Origin of the sequence: Streptomyces roseolus (genome assembly GCF_014649855.1) — a bacterium.
Taxonomy (GTDB): Bacteria; Actinomycetota; Actinomycetes; order Streptomycetales; family Streptomycetaceae; genus Streptomyces; species Streptomyces roseolus.
In genome coordinates this window covers 85,435-107,604 of the sequence record NZ_BMTV01000001.1, presented here as the reverse complement: position 1 = coordinate 107,604, position 22,170 = coordinate 85,435, and the positions used below count along the sequence as shown (strand labels likewise).

Here is a 22,170-nt window from a genome sequence, read left to right as displayed (position 1 = left end):
CCCACGTTTGTTCGGCCGAGGCCCCGGTGGGCAAGGCCCTCCGGATAGGGTGGACGGATGACGCGAGCAGAGCAGCCAGAGCTTCTGGGCGACTCCGAAGCCGCACCCGCCCCCGGCGCCGCCCCCGTCTTCGACGCGGCCCTCGTCGCGGATTCCCGGGAGCGGGCCGTGAAGGCCCTCGTACGCCACCAGCCGCTGCGCCGGCTGTGGAGCGCGCAGGTCGTCGGCGGCGTCGGAGACGCCCTCGCCCTCCTCGTCCTCGTCCTGCTCGGCCTCCAGGCCGCGCTGACCGAGGGCGCCTTCGGCGGCGGCTACCGGGGCGCGGCCTTCGCCGTCGCCGCCGTCGTCGGCGCCCGGCTGCTCGCCACCGTCCTCTTCGGCGCCGTCCTGCTCGGCCCGCTCACCGCCCTGACCGCGCCCGGCGCCGCCCTCGACCGGCGGTGGACCATGATCGGCGCCGACGGGCTGCGGATCGCGCTCCTCGTCATCGCGCCCCTGTGGATCGACTGGACCCCCGGCGGCGCCCTGTGGTTCCTGCTCGGCACCGTCTTCCTGACCGGCGCCGCCGAACGCCTCTGGACCGTCTGCCGCGACGGCGCCGCGCCCGCGCTGCTGCCCGCCGCGCCCGTCGAGGGCGACGCCGTCCGGCCGCTCCCCGACCACCTCGGCGCCCTGCGCACGCTCACCCAGCGCACCGCCTTCCTCGCCGTCCCGGCCGCCGCCGCCGTCCTGCTGGCCGCCACCCTGATCGGCAACCTGCTGGGCTCCGGCATCGAGTGGTTCTCGCTCCACCAGGCCGCCCTCGGCGCCTACGTCGCCGCCGGCCTCTTCGCCGCCTCCGTCAGCGTCCTCGCCGCGATCACCCTGCCCGGCGGACAGACCCCGCGCCCCCGCTCGCCCCTGGAGGGCCTGCGCCGCACCGGAGCGGCGGGCAAGGGCCGCACCGGAGCCGTACCGCTGCTCGTCCTGGCCTGCGCCACCGTCGCCGGCGCCATCGGCGCGGCCGCCTCGCTCGCCGCTCTGCACGCCGTCGACCTCGGCGGCGGGCCCGTCACCTACGCGCTCCTCGTCCTCGCGCTCAGCGGCGCCACCGCCGTCGGCATCCGCACCGCCCGCTCCGTGCTCCCGGTGCTCTCCCGGCGCCGGCTGCTGGCCCTCGCCGTCACCGTCACCGGCATCGCCCTGATCGCCGTCGGCCTCGTGCCCGACACCGCGACCGTGCTGCTCCTCGCGGCCCTCGCCGGGTACGCGGCCGGGGTCGCCGCCCACACCGGGCACACCCTCATCGACCAGGAGACCGAGGAGCCGGGGCGCGAGCGCACCACCGCGCACCTCCAGGCCACCGCCCGGGTCGGCATCGCCGTCGGCGCGCTCGCCGCGCCGCTGCTCGCCGCCGCGATCGGCCCGCACCCCTTCGTCTCCGGCTCCGGGAAGTTCGTCTTCGACCACGGCGGCGCCGCCTTCACCCTCGCCCTCGTCGGCGCGCTGCTGCTGCCCGTCGCCGCGCTCGTCCTCGCGAAGACCGACGACCGCGCGGGCGTCCCGCTCCGCCGCGACCTGCGCGACGCGCTGCGCGGCGCCGACCCCGCCCAGGCCCCGGCCGCCACCGGCTTCTTCATCGCCCTGGAGGGCGGCGACGGCGCCGGCAAGTCCACCCAGGTCCAGGCGCTCGCCGACTGGATCCGCGCCAAGGGCCACGAGGTCGTCGTCACCCGCGAGCCCGGCGCCACCCCCATCGGCAAGCGGCTCCGCTCGATCCTGCTCGACGTCTCCTCCGCCGGTCTGTCGAACCGCGCCGAGGCGCTGCTGTACGCCGCCGACCGTGCCGAGCACGTCGACTCCCTGGTCCGGCCCGCCCTGGAGCGGGGCGCCATCGTCATCTCCGACCGGTACATCGACTCGTCCGTCGCCTACCAGGGCGCCGGCCGCGACCTCTCGCCGACCGAGATCGCCCGCATCTCCCGCTGGGCGACCGGCGGTCTCGTGCCGAACCTGACCGTCCTCCTCGACGTCTCCCCGGAGACCGCCCGGGAGCGGTTCACCGAGGCGCCCGACCGGCTGGAGTCGGAGCCGCCCGAGTTCCACGCGCGCGTGCGGGCCGGTTTCCTCGCCCTCGCCGCGGCCGACCCCTCTCGCTACCTCGTGGTCGACGCCGGGCAGGAGCCCGAGGCCGTCACCACCGTCGTGCGCCACCGGCTCGACCGGATGCTGCCCCTCTCCGAGGCCGAGGTGAAGGCCGCAGAGGAGGCCCGCCGGAAGGCCGAGGAGGAGGCCCGTCGCAAGGCCGAGGAAGAGGCCGCCCGCAAGGCCGAGGAGGAGCGCCTGGAGCGCGAGCGCCAGGAGCAGCTCGCGAAGCTGCGCGCCGAGGAGGAGGAGCGCAAGCGCCGCGAGGAGGAAGAGGCCCGCAGGCTGGAGGCCGAGCGGCAGGCGGAGGAGGCCCGGCGCAGGGCCGAGGAGGCCCGGATCGCCGCCGAGGAGGAGGCCCGCCGGCGCGCGGCCGAGGAGAAGGCCCGCCGCGAGGAGGAGGAACGTCTCCGCAAGCAGGCCGAGGAGGAGGCCCGGCTCCGCGCCGAGGCGGAGGCGCTCCGCCAGGAGAAGCAGCGCAAGGCCGAGGAGGCCCTGCTCCGCGCGGAGGAGGCCCGCCGGGCCGCCGCCGCTGCCGCCGCCGCGAAGGCGGCCGAGGAGGCCGCGGCGCGGGCCGCCGCGGAGAGGGCCGCGGCCGAGGCGGAGGCGGCGGAGCGGAAGGCCGCTGCCGAGCGCGCGGCCGCCGAGCGTGCCGCGGCCGAGGCCTCGGCCAACGAGGTGACCGTCCAGACGCCGGTCGTGCAGCTCGGCAAGAACCCGGCCCCGGCGAAGGACCCGAGGGACCCGAGGGCCCCGCGGGACTCCGCCCCGTCGAAGGGCTCCGTCTCGCCGAACGAGGTCACCGTGCCGACGCCCGTCGTCCGGCCGGAGGACCCGCGCCGCGCCGAGGACGAGACGGCGGTCCTGCCGCAGATCGGCGACCGCGGCGTCGACGAGACCGCCGTGCTCCCGCCCGTGCGGGACGAGCGGCGGGCGGCGGACCCGGTGGACCGGGTGCCGCAGGACTTCTTCCGGGACGGGACCGGCGCGCGGGGGGCGAACGACGTCACCCGCGAGCTGCCGCAGCTCGACGAGACCGGCCGGCCGCGCCGCCGCTCCGACTGGGCCGAGGAGACCCCGCTGGACGACCTGCCGACCCTCGCCGACGAGCTCTTCGGCGGTTACGACGGGGACGAGGACGAGCAGGACGGCCGCGGGCGCCGCCGCTGAGGCCGCCCGGCCTGGCCGTCGGGCCGGGCCGCCGGGCCGTCGGGCCGGGTCGTCGTACCGGGTTCGCCGGTTCGGTCCGGGTCGGGCTCGGGGTCCGCTCCGGGTCGGGCTCGGGGTCCGCTCCGGGTCGGGCCCGGGTCCGGTCCGGGCCGGGTTGTCGGTCCGCTGCCCCACAATGGGGGACGTACCTTCAGGAGGGGCAGACATGGCCGTATGGGACGACCTGGTCGGACAGGAGCGGGTCGAGGAGCAGCTCACCGCCGCCGCACGGGACGCCGACGCGCTGGTCACCGCCCAGGCCGCCGGCGAACCCGGCCCCGAGGCGTCGAAGATGACGCACGCCTGGCTCTTCACCGGCCCGCCCGGCGCGGGCCGGGTCGACGCCGCCCGCGCCTTCGCCGCCGCCCTCCAGTGCGTCAGCCCGGACCGGGCGCTCGGCGGGGCGCCCGGCTGCGGCTTCTGCACCGGCTGCCACACGGTCCTCGTCGGCACGCACGCCGACGTGACGACGGTCTCCGCCGTCGGCACCGAGATCCTCGTCAAGGACATGCGCGACACCGTCCGCAAGTCCTTCACCTCCCCGGCCAACGGCCGGTGGCAGATCATCCTCGTCACCGACGCCGAGCGGCTCAACGAGAAGTCGGCCAACGCCGTCCTGAAGGCCGTCGAGGAGCCCGCCCCCCGCACGGTCTGGCTGCTCTGCGCGCCCTCGGTCGAGGACGTGCTGCCGACGATCCGCTCCCGCTGCCGCCACCTGACCCTGCGCACCCCGCCGGTCGAGGCCGTCGCCGACGTGCTGATCCGGCGCGACGGCATCGAGCCGGAGCTCGCCCGCTCGGCCGCCCGCGCCACCCAGGGCCACGTCGACCGGGCCCGCCGGCTCGCCACGGACGAGCGGGCCAGGGCCCGCCGCTCCGTCGTCCTCAAGCTGCCGCTGCGGGTGGCGGACATCGGCGGCTGCCTGCGGGCCGCGCAGGAGCTGGTGGACGCGGCGGCCGAGGACGCGAAGCAGGTCGCCGAGGAGGTCGACACCAAGGAGACCGAGGAGCTGAAGGCGGCGCTCGGGGCGGTCCAGGGCGGGCGCATGCCGCGCGGCACCGCCGGGATGATGAAGGAGCTGGAGGAGAAGCAGAAGCGCCGCGGCCGCCGCACCCAGCTCGACAGCCTCGACCTCGCCCTCACCGACCTGACCGGCTTCTACCGCGACGTGCTGACGCTCCAGCTGGCCACCGGCTCCGCGCTGGCCAACGAGGACGTGCGGGACACGGTGGAGCGGATCGCCCGCGACACCACGCCGGAGCGGACCCTGCGCCGGGTGGAGGCCGTCCTCGCCTGCCGCCGGGCCCTGGAGCGGAACGTGGCGCCGCTGCTCGCGGTCGAGGCGATGACGATGGCCCTCCGCGACTGATCCGGGGCCGGAGCTCCCGATTGGACACGCTCCGTACCCGTCCGGATACGCTCCGGGGATGGACTCCAGGCGTCTCCTCCGCATCTCCGCCACGGCGCTCGCCGCGGCCGGGCTGATCCTCTCCGGCTGCACGGGCGGGAGCGGCGCCGCCGCCCCCGAGCGCCCGGGGTCCGTCACGGCGCGGCAGGCCGCCTCCCCGGCGCCGTCGCCCGCGGCGCTGAAGAAGTACTACGGCCAGAAGCTGTCCTGGCGGGACTGCGGCGTCCCCGGCTTCCAGTGCGCGACGCTCAGGGCCCCGCTCGACTACGCGGAGCCGGACGGCCGCGAGGTGCGGCTCGCCGTCTCCCGGGTGCGGGCCACCGGACCCGGCGAGCGGATCGGCTCACTCCTGGTGAACCCGGGCGGGCCGGGCGGTTCGGCCGTCGACTACCTCCAGGGCTACGCGGGCATCGGCTACCCCGAGCCGGTGCGGGCCCGCTACGACATGGTGGCCGTCGACCCGCGCGGGGTCGGCCGCAGCGAGCCCGTCGACTGCCTGACGGGCCCGGAGATGGACACGTACACCCAGGTCGACCAGACGCCGGACGACGCGGCGGAGGTCGACGCGCTGGCCGCCTCCTTCCGGCGGTTCGCGGCCGGCTGCGCGCAGCGGTCCGGCGCGGTCCTGCCGCACGTCTCCACCGTGGAGACGGCCCGCGACATGGACATCCTGCGGGCGGTCCTCGGCGACGCGAAGCTGCACTACGTCGGCGCCTCGTACGGCACCTTCCTCGGCGCCACCTACGCCGAGCTGTTCCCCGGCCGGGTCGGCCGGCTCGTCCTCGACGGCGCGATGGACCCCTCCCTCTCGGCGCTCGACCTCAACCGGGACCAGACGGCCGGCTTCGAGACCGCCTTCCGGGCCTTCGCCGCCGACTGCGTCACCCGCCCCGACTGCCCCCTCGGCACCGGGTCCGTCGCCGCGGCCGGGGAGGCCCTGAAGAAGTTCTTCCGCGCCACCGACGCCGCCCCGGTCCCCACCGGCGAGAGCCGCGAGCTCGGCGAGTCCCTGGCGACCACCGGCGTCATCGCGGCCATGTACGACGAGGGCGCCTGGCCGCAGCTGCGGGAGGCCCTGACCCGGGCGATCGGCGGCGAGGGCTCCGCGCTCCTCGCGCTCGCCGACAGCTACTACGAACGGGAGCCGGACGGCTCGTACGCGAACCTCATGTTCGCCAACGCCGCCGTGAACTGCCTCGACCTGCCCCCCGCCTACCGGGACCCGGCCGGCGCGCAGGCCGCCGCCCCGTCCTTCGACAAGGCCTCCCCGGTCTTCGGCACCGGCCTCGCCTGGGCCGCCCTGAACTGCACCTACTGGCCCTCCGAGGCCACCGGCCGCCCGCACCGCATCACCGCCGACGGCGCCGCCCCGATCCTCGTCGTCGGCACCACCCGCGACCCCGCCACCCCCTACAAGTGGGCCGAGTCCCTCGCCGGCCAGCTCTCCTCCGGCACCCTCCTCACCTACGAGGGCGACGGCCACACCGCCTACGGCCGCGGCAGCGACTGCGTCGACACCGCCGTCAACACCTACCTCCTCGAAGGCACCCCGCCCGCCGACGGCAAGCGCTGCTCGTAGCCCCGCAGCCGCCCGCTCCGCCCCTGGTCAAAGCATCCCCGGAAACTGTGTAGACTTGGCGACGCTGCTGCACCGACCATGGTGCTGCACGCGGCGCCGCCTTAGCTCAGTTGGCCAGAGCAACGCACTCGTAATGCGTAGGTCTCGGGTTCGAATCCCGAAGGCGGCTCAGAGAAAGGCCCGACCGGACATCGTCCGGCCGGGCCTTTTCTGGTCTCGGGAGTGCGAGCGGGAGTCGGGGGGAAGCGTGGGCGAGATCGGGGTGACCGAGCGGACCCGGTTGCGGCGGATGCGGGAGAAGGGGTCGCATCGGCGGGCGGATCTGGATGCCGTGCTGGCCGCCGGGTGGTTGTGCCACCTCGGGGTGACGGTGGACGGGGTGCCGATGGTGGTGCCGACGGCGTACGGGGTCGACGGCGACCGGCTGTACGTGCACGGATCGGTGGCCAGCCGGAGCCTGGTGCGGGCGCCGGAGAGCACGGTGTGCGTGACCGTGACGCACGTGGACGGGCTGGTGCTCGCGCGGTCGGTGTTCGAGCACGGGGTGAACTACCGGTGCGCGATGATCTACGGCGTTCCCGAGCGGGTCACCGACCCGGAGGAGAAGCTGCGGGGGCTGCGGGCGCTGACCGAGCAGAGCAGCCCGGGGCAGTGGGAGTACGTCCGGCGGCCCAGCCGGAAGGAGCTGGCCGCCACCTCGCTGCTCGCGCTCGACCTCACCGAGGCCTCGGTGAAGACGCGGAGCGGGCCGCCGGACGACGGCGGCTCCGAGGACGCGGAGCTGGGGCTGTGGGCGGGGGTGCTGCCGGTCGTGACCACGTTCGGGACGCCCGTGCCGGACCCGGCGCTGCCCGCAGGCCTCGCCGCGGCCGTGCCGGAGCACATCGCGGGGCGGGCCGGGCGGAGGACCGGCGCCCCCTAGGTGGTGATCGCGTGGCGGGAGACGTGGGGCGGGTCGGCGAGGACGTCGATCGAGGTGATCGGGCCGGCCGGGGCCGTGAAGACGTAGACCGCGTCCGGGGCGGCGACCAGGGCCGGGGCGCCGTCCACCAGGACCGGGCGGGCCGCCGCCGCGCGGGGCGCGAGGACGCGGGCGACGGCCGGGGCGCCGTGGGCGGGGCGGACCCCGCCCCGGGCGGCCCCCCGGTCGGCGCGCAGCACCGCGTCGGGGTCGAGGAGGGCGCGCAGGGCCGCCGTGTCGCCCTCGCGGGCGGCGGTGAGGACCGCGTCCACGGCGGCCCGGAGCCGTACGGGATCGGGGGCGGGCATCTCCTCGGCGCCCCGGGCCCGGGCCCTGGCGCGGGCGCCGATCTGGCGGACGGCCGCCGGGGCGCGCTCCAGGACGGTGGCGAGGGTCTCGTACGGGACGCCGTGGAGGTCGTGGAGGACGAGGACGAGCCGTTCGGCAGGGGTCAGGCCCGGGACGTCGGGGGCGTCGGCCCAGGGGTCCCAGGGATCGGTGCGGCGGGCCTCACGGGCGCGGAGCCGGCCCAGGCAGATCCGGGCCAGGACGGCTTCCGGCGGCGGACCGGGGTCGGGGACGGGGCCCGGTCCGCGGCGCGCCCTCGGGCCGGGGCCGTAGGAGGCGAGGGCGCGTTCCGTGGTCCGTACCGCCCGCTCGGCCTCGGGGGCGGAGCCGAGCAGGCCGAGGGCCATCGCCCTCAGCCGCCCGCGCGTGGTGGCGTGCACGTCGGTCGCCGTTCAGTCGCCGTGCCCGGTGCCTCCGCTGCCGAAGCCGCCGCTGGAGATCCCGCCCCACTTGCGCTTCTCCTCGTCCGGAGGGGTCGGTGAGGTCTCGGTGCCGCCGCCGTCCTTGAGCTGGTACGGCATGAGCCGGTGCGCGCCGTCGGTGTGCGGCATCTCGGTGCCCCGGCGGTACTCGGACATCTCGCCGGGGAGCGCGCCCGTGTCCGGGCGGTGCGGTTGCTCGTCGGGCTGCGGTGGGCGGGGTTCACGCGTGCGGACGCGGTAGCCGAACCAGAAGGCCGTGATGAGGATGGCGACGAGCACCAGGCCGCCGAGGACTTGTGCCAGACCTGACTGCCAGACTCCAGCGGCCAGGGTCTCTGCGCTGAGAGTGTTCATACCAACAGGATTACCCGATTCCGCTTCTTCGGATGCGTTCGAGGGCGAGTTCGATGAAACATTTCCCCGGCCCCGTCGCGTCGAAGGGGTGTACGACACGACAGCGAGCCCGGCGGTCACACAGGGCGACCACCGGTGACCGCTCGCCACCGACGCCAGGAAGAGGAGGGGCATGAGAACGTCCCGCGCGGACGAGTTCCTGGAGTTCGCCTCGGCGCGCACCGGCCAGCTGTTCCGCTCGGCCTGCCTGCTGACCAGCGGGGACGTCCACCTCGCCGAGGACCTCACGCAGGAGACGCTGGGGAAGATGTACGCGCTCTGGGGGAGGGTGCCCCGGATCGGCAACCCCGCCGCGTACGCCCAGACCGTGCTCGTCCGCACCTTCCTCAGCCACCAGCGGCGCCGCTCCGCCACCGAGCGCCCGCTGGGCGAACTGCCCGACCACACCCCGGACGACGGCCGGGACCCGCTGCTGCGGATCGCCCTCCTCGACGCGCTCGCCGCACTGCCCCCGAAGGACCGGGCGGTCGTGGTGCTGCGCTACTGGGAGGACCGCAGCGTCGAGGAGACCGCCGACGCCCTGCACACCAGCTCCGCGGCCGTCCGCACCCGCTCCACCCGGGCGCTCGGCAAGCTGCGGCAGCGACTCGGCGGCAGCATCGCCGAGTTCGCGCTGCGGTGAGCCCGCGCACCGCGGTGAGTCCGCGCGCGCCGCGCTGAGTGCCCGCCGCGGTGCGTGCGCGCCGCGCTGAGCGGCACTCCGCCGCACCCGTCACCCTTCCGGTACCCACCGGCTTCCCGTACGTCCCAGCAGAGAGGGCTACTTCGTCATGCCCCTGAACGAACACCACGACCCCGACGCGGAGTTCCTCGGCGACTTCGGTTCCGCCCTGCGCGCCACCGGCGAGGGCTTCCCCGTCGACAGCCGTCCCGAGCTCGTCTCCGGCGGCCTCGCCCGCGGCCGCCGCCGGCTCCTCCGCCGCAGGCTCGCCGTCACCGGCGGCGCCCTCGCGCTCGCCGCCATCGGCGCCGGCGGCGTGTACGCCGGCTCCGTCGTCACCCCCGCCGAGCAGGCCGGCAAGGCGTCCGCGGCGGCGCCGCCCCAGGGCGGCGGCACGACGACGCCCGAGAACCGCGGGACGGCGACGCCCGACTCCGGCGAGTTCGCGGGCGAGTCCCCGAAGCCCGCCGAGGCCGAGATCCCGCTCGCCGAGATCGCCGACGTCCTCAAGGCCCACACCCCCGCCGGGAACTGGCGGTTCGACAGCCTCGACGGCACAGGCCAGGCCCTCGGCGGGTACTTCGACGACGGCCGGGGCGAGGCCGCCGTCGGCGTCACCCTCTCCCGGGCCGGCCGCACCCCCGACGCGGGCGTCGACATGGTGACCTGCCCGGAGAAGGCGTACGTCCCCTATGACGACTGCGAGCCGGGGCGGCTCGGCGACGGCTCCCGGTGGATGGTCTTCCAGGGGTACGAGTACCCCGACAAGCGCGAGGAGACCAAGAACTGGCGGGCCACCCTGCTCACCAAGGACGGCTTCCTCGTCGACGTCAACGAGTACAACGCGCCCGCCGAGAAGGGCGCCGAGATCAGCCGCGAGAACCCGCCCTTCTCCGCCGCTCAGCTCAAGGCGCTCGTCACCGCCGAGGCGTGGCGGCCGCTCCTGAAGCAGATCCCGCCGCTGCCCACCGCGCCCGCCAAGCCCGGCAAGGTCGGCGCTCCCGGCAAGGTCCGCCAGGCGCCGCCGCAGATCACCGGCAACGGCGTCTCCGCCACCCTGCGCGCCCTGCTGCCCAAGGGCCTCACGGTCGTCGACAAGGGCGGGGAGGGCGAGTTCGCCTTCGTCGTCGTCGACGACGGCAAGGGCAAGAGCCTCGTCCAGGTCAACGTGCAGTACGGCATGGACGAGGTCGCCGGCCGGCTCTTCGGCTCCGGCGACGTCACCACCCTGCCCGACGGCCGCAAGGTGAAGCTGACCCGGCAGCCCGGCGAGAAGGGCGGCGAGGGCGTCGTCTGGTGGACCGCCGACACCATGACGAAGGACGGCTTCCGGGTCGTCGTCTCCGCCTTCAACACCGGCGCGCAGCACGAGGCGGCCACCCGCGCCGAGCCCGCGCTCACGCTGGAGCAGCTGAAGACGATCGCCCTCGACCCGAAGTGGGCGAAGCTGCCCGCGAAGTGACGGGAGGCGCGAACGGGCGGTACGCGGGAGCTACTTGGCGTCCGCGTACCGCTCCACCGTCGCCGTCGTGAACGGGAAGCGGACCGGGGTCGCGCCGAAGGCGATCCGGCCCGCCTCGTCGCCCGCCGCCCGGATCGCCTCCGTCACCGCCGCCGCCTCCTCGGCCGGGCAGTGCACGATCACCTCGTCGTGCTGGAAGAAGACCAGCTCGGCGCGCATCCCGGCGGCGGAGAGCGTACGGCGCAGGGCCGCCAGCATCAGCAGGGCCCAGTCGGCGGCGCTGCCCTGGACGACGAAGTTGCGGGTGAAGCGGCCCCGGGCCCGGGCGTTGTTCGAGGCGTATCCGGGGGTGAAGCCGTAGGCGAAGCCGGAGCCGTCCTCCGCGGCGGCCGGCTCGGGGCCGTCCTGGGGGAGGCCCGCCTCGCCGTCGTCACCGGCGCCGACCGCCTTCGGGCTCGTACGGCCCAGCCAGGTGCGGACCAGCCGGCCCTCCTCGCCGGCCTTCGCCGCCTCGTCGACATAGGCCACCGCGCGGGGGAAGCGGCGGCGCAGCGCCGCGAGGTTCTTCAGTCCGTCGCCGCTGGTCTGGCCGTAGATCGCGCCCAGCAGGGCGATCTTGGCGTGGTCGCGGTCGCCGGAGAACGCCCGGTCCGACAGTCGGGTGTACAGGTCGTCCGGATGGCCGGCGACCTCCATCAGGCCCGGGTCGCGGGAGATCGCGGCGAGCACCCGCGGCTCCATCTGGTCCGCGTCCGCGACCACCAGCCGCCAGCCCTCGTCGGCGACGACCGCGCGCCGGATCACCTTCGGGATCTGGAGCGCCCCGCCGCCGTTGGTGGTCCAGCGGCCGCTGACCGTGCCGCCCGGGAGGTACTCCGGCCGGAAGCGGCCGTCGCGCACCCAGTCCGCCAGCCAGGACCAGCCGTGCGCCGTCCAGATCCGGTACAGCTTCTTGTACGCGACCAGCGGCTTCACCGCCGGATGGTCGAGCTCCTCCAGCTCCCAGCGGCGGGTGGACCGCAGCCGGATCCCTGCCCGCGCGAAGGCCTTGACCACGTCCGCCGGCAGATCGGGCCTCACCCGGCGGCCGAAGGCGGCCGACACCTCGTCCGCCAGCTCCGCCAGGCGGCGCGGCTCGCCGCCGCCCGCGTACCGCTCGCCCAGCAGCTCGTGCAGCAGCTCCCGGTGCACGTCGGCCCGCCACGGCAGTCCGGCCCGGTGCATCTCGGCCGCGATCAGCATCCCGGCCGACTCGGCGGCGGTCAGCAGGCGCATCCTGCCCGGGTGCTCGGCCAGGTCGTGGCGGCGCTGCTGCTCCGCGTACACCTCCAGGAGCCCCTCGAAGGGGACGGAGACGGCCGGTCCCGGCTCGAAGAGCGAGTCCTGGGAGGTGGGCTCGGCGGCGCGCGGCGGCGGGTCGGACGGCACCGGCTCGTTCCGCAGCCGGGCCCACGCGGCGGCGGCCGAGCGGGGCTCGCCGAGCCGGCCCTCGTGGCCGAGGAGCAGCTGCTCGGCGTCCTCGACGTCGTAGCACCGCTCGACGCGGACGCCGGCGGCCAGCAGTCGCGGATACACCTCGGCCGTCGACCGCCACACCCAGCGCGCCACCTCCGGCCGGGACCGGACGGCGGCGACCAGGGACGGCTCGCGGCGCACCTCGCCCGCGGGCGTGCCGTCGGGCCGGAGGGGGGCGAGGACCGCGCCCTCCCCCTCCGGCTCCGGGGCCAGCGCCCACCTCTCGGTCATGGGCGCGAGTCTGGCACCCGTCACTGACAGAGCCCCGTGACGGCACCGCGGCCGGCGGGGCGGGGTCGGTCACGCGGACCGGGGAGCGGCGGATCCGTCACGCGGCGGCGGCACGGCGCCCCTCGCCGGGCGGCCACGGTGCGGTGGGATCGGTCAGGTGGCTGTGGTGCGGTGAGGTCGGTCGGGCGGCTGTGGTGCGGTGGAGTCGGTCAGGCGGTCATGGCGCGGTGAGGTCGGTCAGGCGGCTGTGGTGCGGCGGGGTCCGTCGTGCGGCCGTGGTGCGGCGGGGGCCGTCACGTCCCGCCCGCCACGGCGGGGTCTCCTAGGCCGCCGCGTGGAAGAGGGCGGCCGCCTCGCCGCGGGAGGCGACGCCGAGCTTGCCGAGGATGTTCGCCACGTGGAACTTCACCGTGGACTCGCTGATGTGCAGCTCCCCGGCGATGCGGCGGTTGCGGTGGCCGAGGGCCAGGTGGCGCAGGACCTCCGTCTCCCGCTCGCCGAGGGTCGCCAGCGGGTGCGCCGCACCGGCCGGTGCGTCCGGGGTGGCCAGCGGCATGACCGCCGTCATCGTGGTGCCCCAGCCGGGGACGGTCTCCAGCTCGATCCGGCCCCCGAGGACGTCGAGCCGGTCCCGCACCGTGCCCGCGCCGATGTCGTGGACGGCGAGCGCGCCCGGCCCGTCGTCGCGGACGGTGGCGAGCAGTTCGTGCTCGGTGAGCCGCCAGCCGACGTGCACGCGGCTCACGCCCTCCTGGTCCAGGACGATCGGCAGCAGCGCGCGGACGATCGCGCGGGCGCTGTGCGCGAGGTCGGCGGGGAGGGAGAGGTCGCTGTCCGGCGGTCCGAGTTCGAGCCGGGCCGGTTGGTGCCGGAAGACCGGCCGCAGCTCGTCGGCGAGCCGGCCGAAGGCGGCCCGCGCGGACTCCTCCGCGACCGCGCGGTCCCGCTGCCGCACGGACCGGATCTCCAGGAGCGCGGAGGCGGCGAGGTCGGTGGCGGCCGCCCGGGCCGCCGCGTCGTCGAGGTTCCTGCTGCGGAGCACCGACAGGACGCCGGAGACGGCCGCCGCGTGGGAGGTGGTCAGCTCGGCGATGACCCGGGCGCGGGTGTCGGCGGCGGTGCGGGAACGGGCCAGCGCCCCCGGCATGGCCTCGACCGCGAACCGGTCGAGATGGGCGGTCACCAGGTCCCACAGGGCCTGCGCCGGGGCGAGTCCGTCCGGCCCCGCGGGCGCGGAGCCGTCCTCGCGGAGCAGGACCAGGAGGGAGCGCCGGGCGGTGGCGTCGCTCGTCACCGCGAGGACCGGGCGCGGGCGCCCGGCGAGCCGCACCGTCCCCTGCCAGGGCTCGCCCGGGACCCCGGCGGCGAGCAGCGGCGCCAGGTCGGCGGCGGTGAGCCCGCCGACCGCGTCGCCCGCCGTCTTGAACGGCGAGTGCGCGCAGTGCGTGGAGAGTTCGGCGGCGCCGAGGTGCGGGACGACCGGGGCGAGCGTGGCGGAGAGCTGTGCGAGGACCCCGTCGAGCGGCCTGCGGAGGATCTCGTACGCGGCGGTCAGCGTGGGCACGTCCATGACGCCAGCCTAGTGAGGGACGTGGAGGGGGCGGCTGGTCTTTCGGCCAGGTCGGACCGGCCGGAAGGAGGGCCGGGAAGGGGTGCGCGCGGGCGGAGGCTTGAGCCCGTCAAGGCATCGAGAAGCGCTCGCGGAGAAGCGAACGCGCTGACGAGGAGGGCGACATGGCGACGGCGACGATGGACGCGATCGTGTTCGAGGAGTTCGGCGGACCCGAGGTGCTGCGGTACGAGACCGGCGTCGCCGTGCCGGAGCCGGGACCCGGCGAGGTGCGGCTGCGGGTCGCGGCGGCGGGCGTCAACCCGGTCGACTGGAAGACGCGCAGGGGCCTGATGACGGCGCTGCACCCGACGACCTTCCCCGCAGTGGCCGGGATCGAGGTGGCCGGCACGGTCGACGCGACCGGCGAGGGCGTCACCGGACTCGCCGTCGGGGACGAGGTGTTCGGCTGGGCGAAGAGCGGAGGGTACGCGCGGTACGCCCTCGCCGGCGCCGTCGGCGTACTGCCGAAGCCGGCCGGGCTGTCCTTCGAGGCGGCGGTCGGCCTGCCGGTCGCCGGGGAGACCGCGGCGCGGGTCCTGGAGCAGCTCGCGGTACGGGAGGGGGAGACGCTGTTCCTGCACGGCGCGGCGGGCATCGTCGGCACCATCGCCGTGCAGCTGGCGGTCGCCGCCGGCGTCACGGTCGTCGGCTCGGCGTCCGCGGCGAACCACGACCACCTGCGGGGACTCGGCGCGATTCCCGTCGAGTACGGCGACGGGCTCGCCGAGCGGGTGCGGGCGGCGGCGTCCGGGGGCGTCGACGCGGTCTTCGACGCCGCGGGGTACGGGGTGCTGCCGCTCGCGATCGAACTGGCGGGGAGGGAGCGGGTCGTGACGATCGCCGCGACGGACGCGGACGAGCACGGGGTCCTCTTCAGCGTGCCCGAGACGGACCCCGGGCGGGTGCGGGGGTGGCTGCGGGCGCAGGCGGAGGGCGTCCTGGCGGGCACCCTTCGGCTGCGCCACGCGGGCACGCTGCCCCTGAAGGAGGCGGCGCGGGCCCAGGAACTCAGCGAATCCGGCCACACCCGGGGCAAGCTGGTCCTCCTCCCGTGACGGGTCCGCGCATCCCGCGGAACGGCACCGTCGGTGGGTGCTTCCGCTCTTGCGCCCGGACCCGCGCCCGTACGGAGCCGTACAGCAGGTGCGGGTTCAGGCGCTGGAGCCCGGCGCGGCAAGCGGGCGCCGTCCCGTGTGCCCACCCTCTCTCCCAAGCTCTCGGCCTCGCTCGAGCAGGGGGACCCCCACCGCCCTGGCGGGACGCCCGCCCACACGGGGGGTGCGGCGAGGGCGCCGGCCGCACCGGGGCGGGCCCCGGGCACGGGCGGGGCGGTGGCCCGGCTCCGACCCCGGCCACCGCCCTGTTCCACCTTCGCCGGTCAGCGGGAGAGGCGCCACGCGGGGAGGGCCGAGGCGGCGACGGCGACGGCGGCGCAGACGGCGGCCGCCGCCCCCGTCTCGGCCCACGGCAGGGCCGGGGTCACCGGCGCCGAGAGGGCGGCGAGGGCCGCGCCCAGGGCCCCCAGGACCGCGGCCGTCACCGCGAGGCCGAGGACCGTGCCGACGGCCACCGCGAGCAGCGCCTCGCCCGTCACCGCCCGCAGGGCCTGCGCGCGGGTGGCGCCGGCCAGCCGGAGGGCGGCCAGTTCCCCGCCGCGCACCGACGTGGCCATGAGCAGGGTGCTCGCCAGGGCGATCACCGTGTACAGGAGGGTGAGGCCGAGGAGGAGGCGGAGGCCGGTCCGGGCCGCCCGGTTCACGGGCCGGGGCTCCGTGCCCGGCGTCAGCCGGTCCGGGGCCGTGCCCGGGGCCTGCGCGCGGGTCACGTAGGGGCCGTTGTCGCCCGTGCCGCGTGCCAGGACCGCCGCCACCCGGAGCCGTACGGGCCCGCTGCCGTCCGCCCGCCACACCTCGACCTCCTCGCCGACCCGCCGCCGTTCGAACTCCTCGTTGACGACGATCGACCGGTCGTCCAGGTCCCGCAGGTCGCCCGCGACCACCGGGAGCCGCGCCAGTTCCGCGAAGGCCGCCGGGTCGGCGACCGCGCGGGCCCGGTACTTCACGACCGCCTCGGCCCCGTCCCGCACGAAGAGGGAGGTCGGGCCGGCCTCCGCCGCGTACGGGGCCGCGGTCCGCTCCCGCGCCTCCGTCTCCTTCGCGCGCGCCACGCTCTCCGAGGCGCCGAAGAGCGTGCCGGCGAGGGCCACCGTCACCAGGACGGGCGCGGCGACGGCGGAGGTGCGGCGCACGGCGGCGGCGGCGTTCGCCCGGACCAGGAGCCCGACGGCCCCGCCGCCGGGGACCGGCAGCAGCCGGGCCACGGGGCGCACGAGGAGCGGGGCGAGCAGGGCCGTGCCGCCGATCAGGAGCATCGGCAGGGTCGTGTACGTCTTCCGCTTCAGCAGCGCCTCGGGCTCCGTGCCGTACGTCCAGGACAGCAGGCCGAGCCCGGCCGCGAGCAGCCCGGCGCCGAGCAGCGCCCGGCCGGGCGGCAGCACGTCCCGGTCGACGTCCGCCTCGCGCAGCACGGCCGTGGGGCCGGTCCGTCCGGCCCGGTGGGCGGCGGCGGCAGCGCCGGCGAGCGCGACGCCGAGCCCCGTCCAGAAGGCCACGTGGTACGGCCATCCGGCGCTTCCGCCGGCCGCGGTCGCGAACCACGCGGGCGCCAGCTCCCGGGCCACCAGCGCCCGTGCCATCGGCGGCGCGGCGAGGGCGCCGAGCGCGCAGCCGGCCGCGGACGCGGTGACGCCGAGCACCGCGGCCTCGGCGAGCAGCAGCCGGCGGACCTGCGCGGGGGTGGCGCCGGCCGTGCGGAGCAGCCCGAACTCGCGGCGGCGCAGCGCCACGGAGAAGGCGAAGACGGAGGCGACGACGAAGACGGAGACGAAGGCGGCGACGCCGCCCGCGGTGCCGAGGAGGGCGTTGAGGCCGGTGAGTTCGCGGGTGTCGTCCTCGTGGCCGGGGTCGGCGCGGCGGCGGTCGGCGCCGGTGAGCACCTGCGCCCGGTCGCCGACGACCGCCCTGACCTCGGCGACGGGTGCGTCCAGCCCGACGGCGTCCGGGGCGCCCGTGCCCGCCCCGGTGAGCGTCCAGCGGGCGCGGAGTTCGCGGAGCACTCCGGTGTCCACAGGCTGTGGACGGTCGAGCGGCCGGGAGGCCGACGCGGTCCCGGGCCCGCGCCGGACCTCCACGGTCAGCCGGTCCTGCCCGAGGACGACGACGGGCGAGGACGCGAACCGTTCGGGGGCGTGCGGCGGCGGGTCCAGCGCGGCGGCGAGCCCGAGTCCGGTCGCCGTCAGCATCCCCGCCCCGAGCGCGAGGGCCAGGAACCCGCCCAGGAGGGACGCCCACCGCGTCCGCAGTCCGCCGACGACGAGACTCAGCACGGCACACCCGCCGTTCCGGTCTTCTCCGCGGCTCCAGCGACTCCCGCCGTTCCCGAGGCTCCAGCGACTCCCGCCGTTCCTGCCGTTCCCGCCGGGCGCAGGGCCGCGAGGCGGGCCGACACCTCGGGGGCCGTCGGCGCGGCCAGCTCGTCCGCCAGGCGGCCGTCGACGAGGAAGACGACCCGGTCGGCGCGGGCGGCGGCGAGCGGGTCGTGGGTCACCATGACCAGCGTCCGGCCCTCCTCGTCGACGAGGGCCCTGAGCAGGTCCATCACCTCGGCGCCGGTCGTGGAGTCGAGCGCGCCGGTCGGTTCGTCGGCGAAGAGGACCGAGGGGCGCGTGATCAGGGCGCGGGCGATGGCGACCCGCTGGCACTGGCCGCCGGAGAGCTCGGCGGGCCGGTGCCGCTCGCGCCCCGCGAGCCCGACCCGGGCGAGCGCCGCCCGGACCTCGCCGCGCGCCGGACGACGGCCGGCGAGCCGCAGCGGCAGGGCCACGTTCTGCGCGGCCGTCAGCGTCGGCAGCAGGTTGAAGGACTGGAAGACGAAGCCGATCCGGTCCCGCCGCAGCAGTGTCAGCCGCCGCTCGCCGAGCCCTTCCAGGGCCGTGCCCGCCACCTCGACGCGCCCCGCGTCCGGGCGGTCGAGTCCGGCGGCGCAGCGCAGCAGGGTGGACTTCCCGGAGCCGGAGGGGCCCATGACGGCCGTGAACGTGCCGGCGCCGACGTCGAGGTCGACGCCGTCGAGGGCCCGGACGTCCCCGTGCCGCCGGACGAGCCCCCTGAGCCGCACGGCGGCGGGGGCGGAAGGAGAAAGGGTCCTGGTCATGGCTCCAGCGAACCGTTCCGGCCCGCTCCGGGTCACGCCGTCTGCCGGGCGTCCCGGGGTAGGGCCAGGCCTACCTCCGGCCGGGGCGGGCGTCCCCGGGGGCGGGGCCGGGCTTCCTCCCGGGTGGGGGCGGGCGTCCCCGGGGGCGGGGCCGGGCTTCCTCCCGGGTGGGGGCGGGTGTCCCCGGGGCAGGGCCGGGCTTCCCCCGGCCGGGGGCGGGTGTCCCGGGGCTGGCCGGGCCCACCTCCGCCCCGGGCGGGCGTCCCGGGGGCGGCCGTGCCCCGCCGCCCTGAGACCATCGGAGGAGAAGAGTCGGCGCGGGGGACGGAGAGGGCACGGTCATGCGGGACGAGGCACGGGGGTCCACGGAGTCCACCGAGTCCACGGAGTCCACCGTCGAACGGGCGCTGCGGGAGTCGCTGCACGCCCGCGACGACCGCTCCCTCGACACCGCCGCCTCCCTGCTCGCCGCCGACCCGGGGACCGACGCGGGGCTCGCGCGGCGCGGCGAGGAGTTCGTACGGACCCTGTGGGAGCGCGGCTGGCAGCCCGCCGACCTGGCGCGGACGGTCCGCCGCGAGCTGGCGGAGGAGCATCTGCGGCTGCTCGGCGACCTGGTACGGGCCGAGACCGCGCGGTACGCGACGCTGCCCCGGCGCTGGCGCGAACAGCTCGACGCGCTGACCGACGCGGCGGGGGAGGGGGCCGGGCCCGCCGACCGCTTCTCGTACGCGACCGCCGTCCTGGAGCTGTACCGGCTGCTCGTCCGGCTGCCCCGGCTCGACGCGGTGGGACCCGTACCGGGCGAGACGCTGCCGCCGGCGGCCGTCGGCGAGCCGCGGATGCTCACCCGGATCCGGGCGCTGCTCGCCAAGGCGGAGGCCACCGGCTATCCGGAGGAGGCCGAGGCGCTGACGGCGAAGGCGCAGGAGCTGATGGCCCGCCACAGCCTCGACGAGGCCGGGCTCGCCGCCGGCGCGCCGTCGCCGCAGACGCCGGGGGCGATCCGGGTCGGCGTGGAGCCGCCGTACGAGCAGGCGAAGGCGATCCTGCTCGACGCGGTGGCGAGCGCCAACCACTGCCGGGCGGTGTGGAACGAGACGTACGGCTTCTCGACGGTCGTCGGCTTCGAGGCGGACCTCGACCCGGTCGAGCTGCTGTACACCTCGCTGCTCGTGCAGGGGACGGCCGCGATGACCCGTGCGGAGGCCGAGCAGCGCAAGGGCGGTCGCAAGCGCACCAAGTCCTTCCGGCAGTCCTTCCTGCTCGCGTACGCGAACCGGCTCGGCGCCCGCCTCGAGGCGACCTCCCGGCGGGTCGCCGCCGAGGCCCCGACCCTGCTGCCGGTCCTCGCCTCCCGCGAGGTCGCGGTGACGGCCCGCACCGACGAGCTCTTCCCGGAGACGAGGGCCGCCCGGGTCCGCGCGATGTGGGACGAGGACGGCTGGCACCACGGCGCCACCGCCGCCGAGTCCGCCACCCTGACCCCGGGGCGGACCCGGCTCGACAAGGGCTGAGCCCCGGCCCGGCTCGGCAGAGGCTGAAGCCCGGGGCGGGAAACGGTCCGGCAGAGGCTGAGCCCCGGCCCCGGCCCGGCTCGACAAGGGCTGAGCTCAGGCCCCGGCTCAGGCCCCGGGCCGGCCCCGGCCCGGCTCGGCAGAGGCTGAAGCCCGGGGCGGGAAACGGTCCGGCAGCGGCTGGATCCCGGACCGGACCCGGCTCGGCGAGGGCGGGACCCCGGGGGGCGAAATGCCGGGTTCCATGCCATACGGGGTGATCGTCGCTACGCTCGGATCATGAGCTGGCTCCGGGCGCTGAGGGAGACCGCCCGCTCCGGACTCACCGTCGAGCGGCGGCGGCTCGCTCCCGTCGCCGCGGCCCGCGGGGCGCTCGGGCTCGCGCTCGTCGTCGGCTTCTCGCTGGCCTTCTTCGGGCCGGCCGTCGCCGCGTCCTCCGCGTTCGGCGCCTTCCAGGCGGCCATCGCCACCTTCCAGCGGTCGTGGCGGCCCCGGCCCACCCTCGCGCTCGCCTCCGGCGCCAGCCTCGCGGCCTCCACCTTCCTGGGGTACCTGACCGGGGCGCACACGCTCCTCTTCCTCGCCCTGCTGGTCCTGTGGACCTTCCTCTCCGGGCTCGCCTGGGCCGTCGGGCCCACCGCCGGCATCATCGCCTCCTCCAACGTGGCGATCATGCTGGTCACGGTCACCCTGCCCACCTCGGTCGCCACCGCCGCCGGCCACGCCGCCACGATCTTCGCCGGCGGGGTCGTACAGGCCGCGCTCGTCGTGCTGCTGCCCGTCCGGCCCTGGGGCGCCCAGCGCGACGCGCTCGCCGACGCGCTCGCCGCGGAGGCGGACTACGCCCGCCGGCTCCGCCACGACCCGGTCGCGTCCTTCGACCCGGTCCCGCTGATGACCGCCCGCAGCGCCGCCGCCGCCGTCACCCCGCGGCAGGCCCGCCGCCGGCCCGCCGAACTCCACGGGCCCCGGCGGCTCGCCGAACGGATCCGGCCCGTCCTCGCCTCGCTCGCCGACCCCGCCGTCGGCGCCCCCGCCGAGGGGCCGCAGCGCGACCGGGTGCGCGAGCTGCTCGCCGCGGCGGGCGAGGTCCTCGACGCCGCCGCGCACGCCATCCGGCACGGCGCACCGGTCCGGCTGCCCCCGGCCGCCGTCGCCGCCCTCCGCACCCCCGACACCGGCACGATCCTCTCCGACCGCTCCCACCGCGCCGCCCTCCGCCTCACCGCCCTCCTCGGCGACGTCGTCGAGACGGCCGAACCCCGCACGGAGACCGGCCGGGACCCGGCGGACCCGTCCGCCCCCCGCCCCACCCTCCTGCGGCTCCTGCCGCTCGTCGTCGCGAGGATGCGGGCCGAGGTGCGGCCGGGCTCGGCGGTCCTGCGGCACGCGCTGCGCGTCTCCGCGGTCACCGCCGCCGGCTACCTCCTGGGCCAGGTGCTGCCCTTCGGGCACGGATACTGGGCGCCGATGACCTCCGTGATGGTGATGCGGCCGGACTTCTCGCAGACGTACTCCCGCTCGGTGGCCCGCTTCGGCGGCACGCTCGTCGGCGTCGGGCTCGCCTCCGCCGTCGTGCGGACCGCGCACCCGGGGACGTACCTCTCCGCCGGGCTCGCCGTGCTCTGCGCCTTCGGCATGTACCTGTTGATGAGGACGGGGTACGCGGTCAGCCAGGTCTGCGTCGCCGCGTACGTCGTCTTCCTGCTCGGCATGGAGGGCTCGGGAGTCACCCAGACCGTGCGGGACCGGGTCCTGCTCACCCTCCTCGGCGGCCTCCTCGCGATGCTCTCCTACGCGGTCTACCCTGCCTGGGAGACGCCCCGGCTGCGCGGCAGGCTCGCCGACTGGCTCACCGCGTCCGGGCGGTACGCCGCCGCCGTCGCCGCCCGGTACGCCGACCCCGCGGGGCCCGGCAGCCCGGACGTCCGCGAGGCCCTGCTCTCCGCTCGCGCCGCGCGCGTGGCCTGGCACGACGCGCTGGCCCGGGCCACCCACGAGCCGGTGCGGCACCGGGGGCTCCCGCACGCGGCCGCCGAGGGCGCGGGCCGGGCGATCGCCGAGTTCGGGCGGGCCGCCATGCTCCTGGAGGCCCACCTCCCCGAGCACGGCGCCCCGCCCCTGCCCGCCGCCGCGGGCCTCGCGGAGGCGCTGGGCGAGGCCACCGAACGCGGCGCGAAGGCGGTCCGCGAACGGAAGGCCCCCGCCTGGGACGACCTCCGTGCGACCGTCGCCGCCTGGGAGGCCGAGGTCACCGACCCGCTGCTGCGCAAGGCGGCCCGGCTCCTCCTGGCCGCCCTGGACGACCTGTCGGCGGCCCTCGCCGACGCCTGAACGGCGCCCGGCCCCGAAGGGCCGGCCCGGGAAACCACCGCCCGGGACCCCCGGCCCCCGGGAAACCGCCTCCCCGGGAACCACCTCCCCGGCGTTCCCGTCCACCCGGATGGGAAGATCACGGGGGACCTCCCCGCGGCCGCACGCTGAGTGGCGTAGCG

General features: G+C 77.0%; 15 protein-coding genes and 1 tRNA gene. 10 read left to right on the top strand and 6 right to left on the bottom strand.

Annotated features, from left to right (window positions below; genetic code table 11):
- Positions 1-57: 57 nt before the first annotated feature.
- From tmk to IE245_RS00465, 5 genes are all read left to right on the top strand, one after another.
- Complete coding sequence (gene tmk / locus IE245_RS00485) at positions 58-3,294, top strand: dTMP kinase (RefSeq protein WP_189944546.1); 3,237 nt, start codon at positions 58-60, stop codon at positions 3,292-3,294.
- A 205-nt stretch (positions 3,295-3,499) separates the two neighbouring features.
- Positions 3,500-4,702, top strand: coding sequence for a DNA polymerase III subunit delta' (locus IE245_RS00480; RefSeq protein ID WP_189944545.1), 1,203 nt, complete (start codon positions 3,500-3,502; stop codon positions 4,700-4,702).
- 58 nt (positions 4,703-4,760) lie between these two features.
- A complete protein-coding gene (locus IE245_RS00475; RefSeq protein ID WP_189944544.1) occupies positions 4,761-6,320 on the top strand; it encodes an alpha/beta hydrolase in 1,560 nt (519 codons plus the stop codon).
- A gap of 95 nt (positions 6,321-6,415) precedes the next feature.
- Positions 6,416-6,489: transfer RNA gene (locus IE245_RS00470), tRNA-Thr, on the top strand.
- 120 nt (positions 6,490-6,609) lie between these two features.
- Positions 6,610-7,242 carry a pyridoxamine 5'-phosphate oxidase family protein gene (locus IE245_RS00465; protein ID WP_189944811.1) on the top strand — a complete coding sequence of 211 codons (633 nt, stop codon included), beginning with the start codon at positions 6,610-6,612 and terminating at the stop codon, positions 7,240-7,242.
- Here the strand turns inward: IE245_RS00465 and IE245_RS00460 are convergent.
- Both IE245_RS00460 and IE245_RS00455 read right to left on the bottom strand, forming a co-directional pair.
- Entirely contained in the window at positions 7,239-8,009 is a 771-nt protein-coding gene (locus tag IE245_RS00460) for a sigma factor-like helix-turn-helix DNA-binding protein (RefSeq protein ID WP_229851003.1), read from the bottom strand. The genes IE245_RS00465 and IE245_RS00460 overlap by 4 nt on opposite strands.
- 12 nt (positions 8,010-8,021) lie before the next feature.
- Positions 8,022-8,405 carry a DUF6479 family protein gene (locus tag IE245_RS00455; protein ID WP_189944543.1) on the bottom strand — a complete coding sequence of 128 codons (384 nt, stop codon included), beginning with the start codon at positions 8,403-8,405 and terminating at the stop codon, positions 8,022-8,024.
- 172 nt (positions 8,406-8,577) lie between these two features.
- On the opposite strand from IE245_RS00455, the gene IE245_RS00450 reads away from it, so the two are divergent.
- Entirely contained in the window at positions 8,578-9,087 is a 510-nt protein-coding gene (locus IE245_RS00450; protein ID WP_189944542.1) for a SigE family RNA polymerase sigma factor, read from the top strand.
- A 148-nt stretch (positions 9,088-9,235) separates the two neighbouring features.
- Positions 9,236-10,588, top strand: coding sequence for a hypothetical protein (locus tag IE245_RS00445; protein ID WP_189944541.1), 1,353 nt, complete (start codon positions 9,236-9,238; stop codon positions 10,586-10,588).
- A gap of 30 nt (positions 10,589-10,618) precedes the next feature.
- Here the strand turns inward: IE245_RS00445 and IE245_RS00440 are convergent, their stop codons facing one another.
- Positions 10,619-12,334 carry a bifunctional 3'-5' exonuclease/DNA polymerase gene (locus tag IE245_RS00440; RefSeq protein ID WP_189944540.1) on the bottom strand — a complete coding sequence of 572 codons (1,716 nt, stop codon included), beginning with the start codon at positions 12,332-12,334 and terminating at the stop codon, positions 10,619-10,621.
- 322 nt (positions 12,335-12,656) lie between these two features.
- On the bottom strand, positions 12,657-13,904 hold the full coding sequence (locus tag IE245_RS00435; protein ID WP_189944539.1) for a LuxR C-terminal-related transcriptional regulator: 1,248 nt from the start codon (positions 13,902-13,904) through the stop codon (positions 12,657-12,659).
- A gap of 179 nt (positions 13,905-14,083) precedes the next feature.
- Here IE245_RS00435 and IE245_RS00430 point away from each other — a divergent pair, with 179 nt between their 5' ends.
- On the top strand, positions 14,084-15,001 hold the full coding sequence (locus IE245_RS00430) for an NADP-dependent oxidoreductase (protein ID WP_189944809.1): 918 nt from the start codon (positions 14,084-14,086) through the stop codon (positions 14,999-15,001).
- 323 nt (positions 15,002-15,324) lie between these two features.
- Here the strand turns inward: IE245_RS00430 and IE245_RS00425 are convergent, their stop codons facing one another.
- Positions 15,325-17,331: an FtsX-like permease family protein gene (locus tag IE245_RS00425; protein WP_189944538.1), complete on the bottom strand. Its 2,007-nt coding sequence runs from the start codon at positions 17,329-17,331 to the stop codon at positions 15,325-15,327.
- Entirely contained in the window at positions 17,325-18,158 is an 834-nt protein-coding gene (locus IE245_RS00420) for an ABC transporter ATP-binding protein (protein WP_189944537.1), read from the bottom strand. The genes IE245_RS00425 and IE245_RS00420 overlap by 7 nt, the downstream gene beginning before the upstream one ends.
- A gap of 341 nt (positions 18,159-18,499) precedes the next feature.
- On the opposite strand from IE245_RS00420, the gene IE245_RS00415 reads away from it, so the two are divergent.
- On the top strand, positions 18,500-19,675 hold the full coding sequence (locus tag IE245_RS00415) for a DUF2786 domain-containing protein (protein ID WP_189944536.1): 1,176 nt from the start codon (positions 18,500-18,502) through the stop codon (positions 19,673-19,675).
- A gap of 279 nt (positions 19,676-19,954) precedes the next feature.
- Positions 19,955-22,009 carry an FUSC family protein gene (locus tag IE245_RS00410; protein WP_189944535.1) on the top strand — a complete coding sequence of 685 codons (2,055 nt, stop codon included), beginning with the start codon at positions 19,955-19,957 and terminating at the stop codon, positions 22,007-22,009.
- Positions 22,010-22,170: the final 161 nt, after the last annotated feature.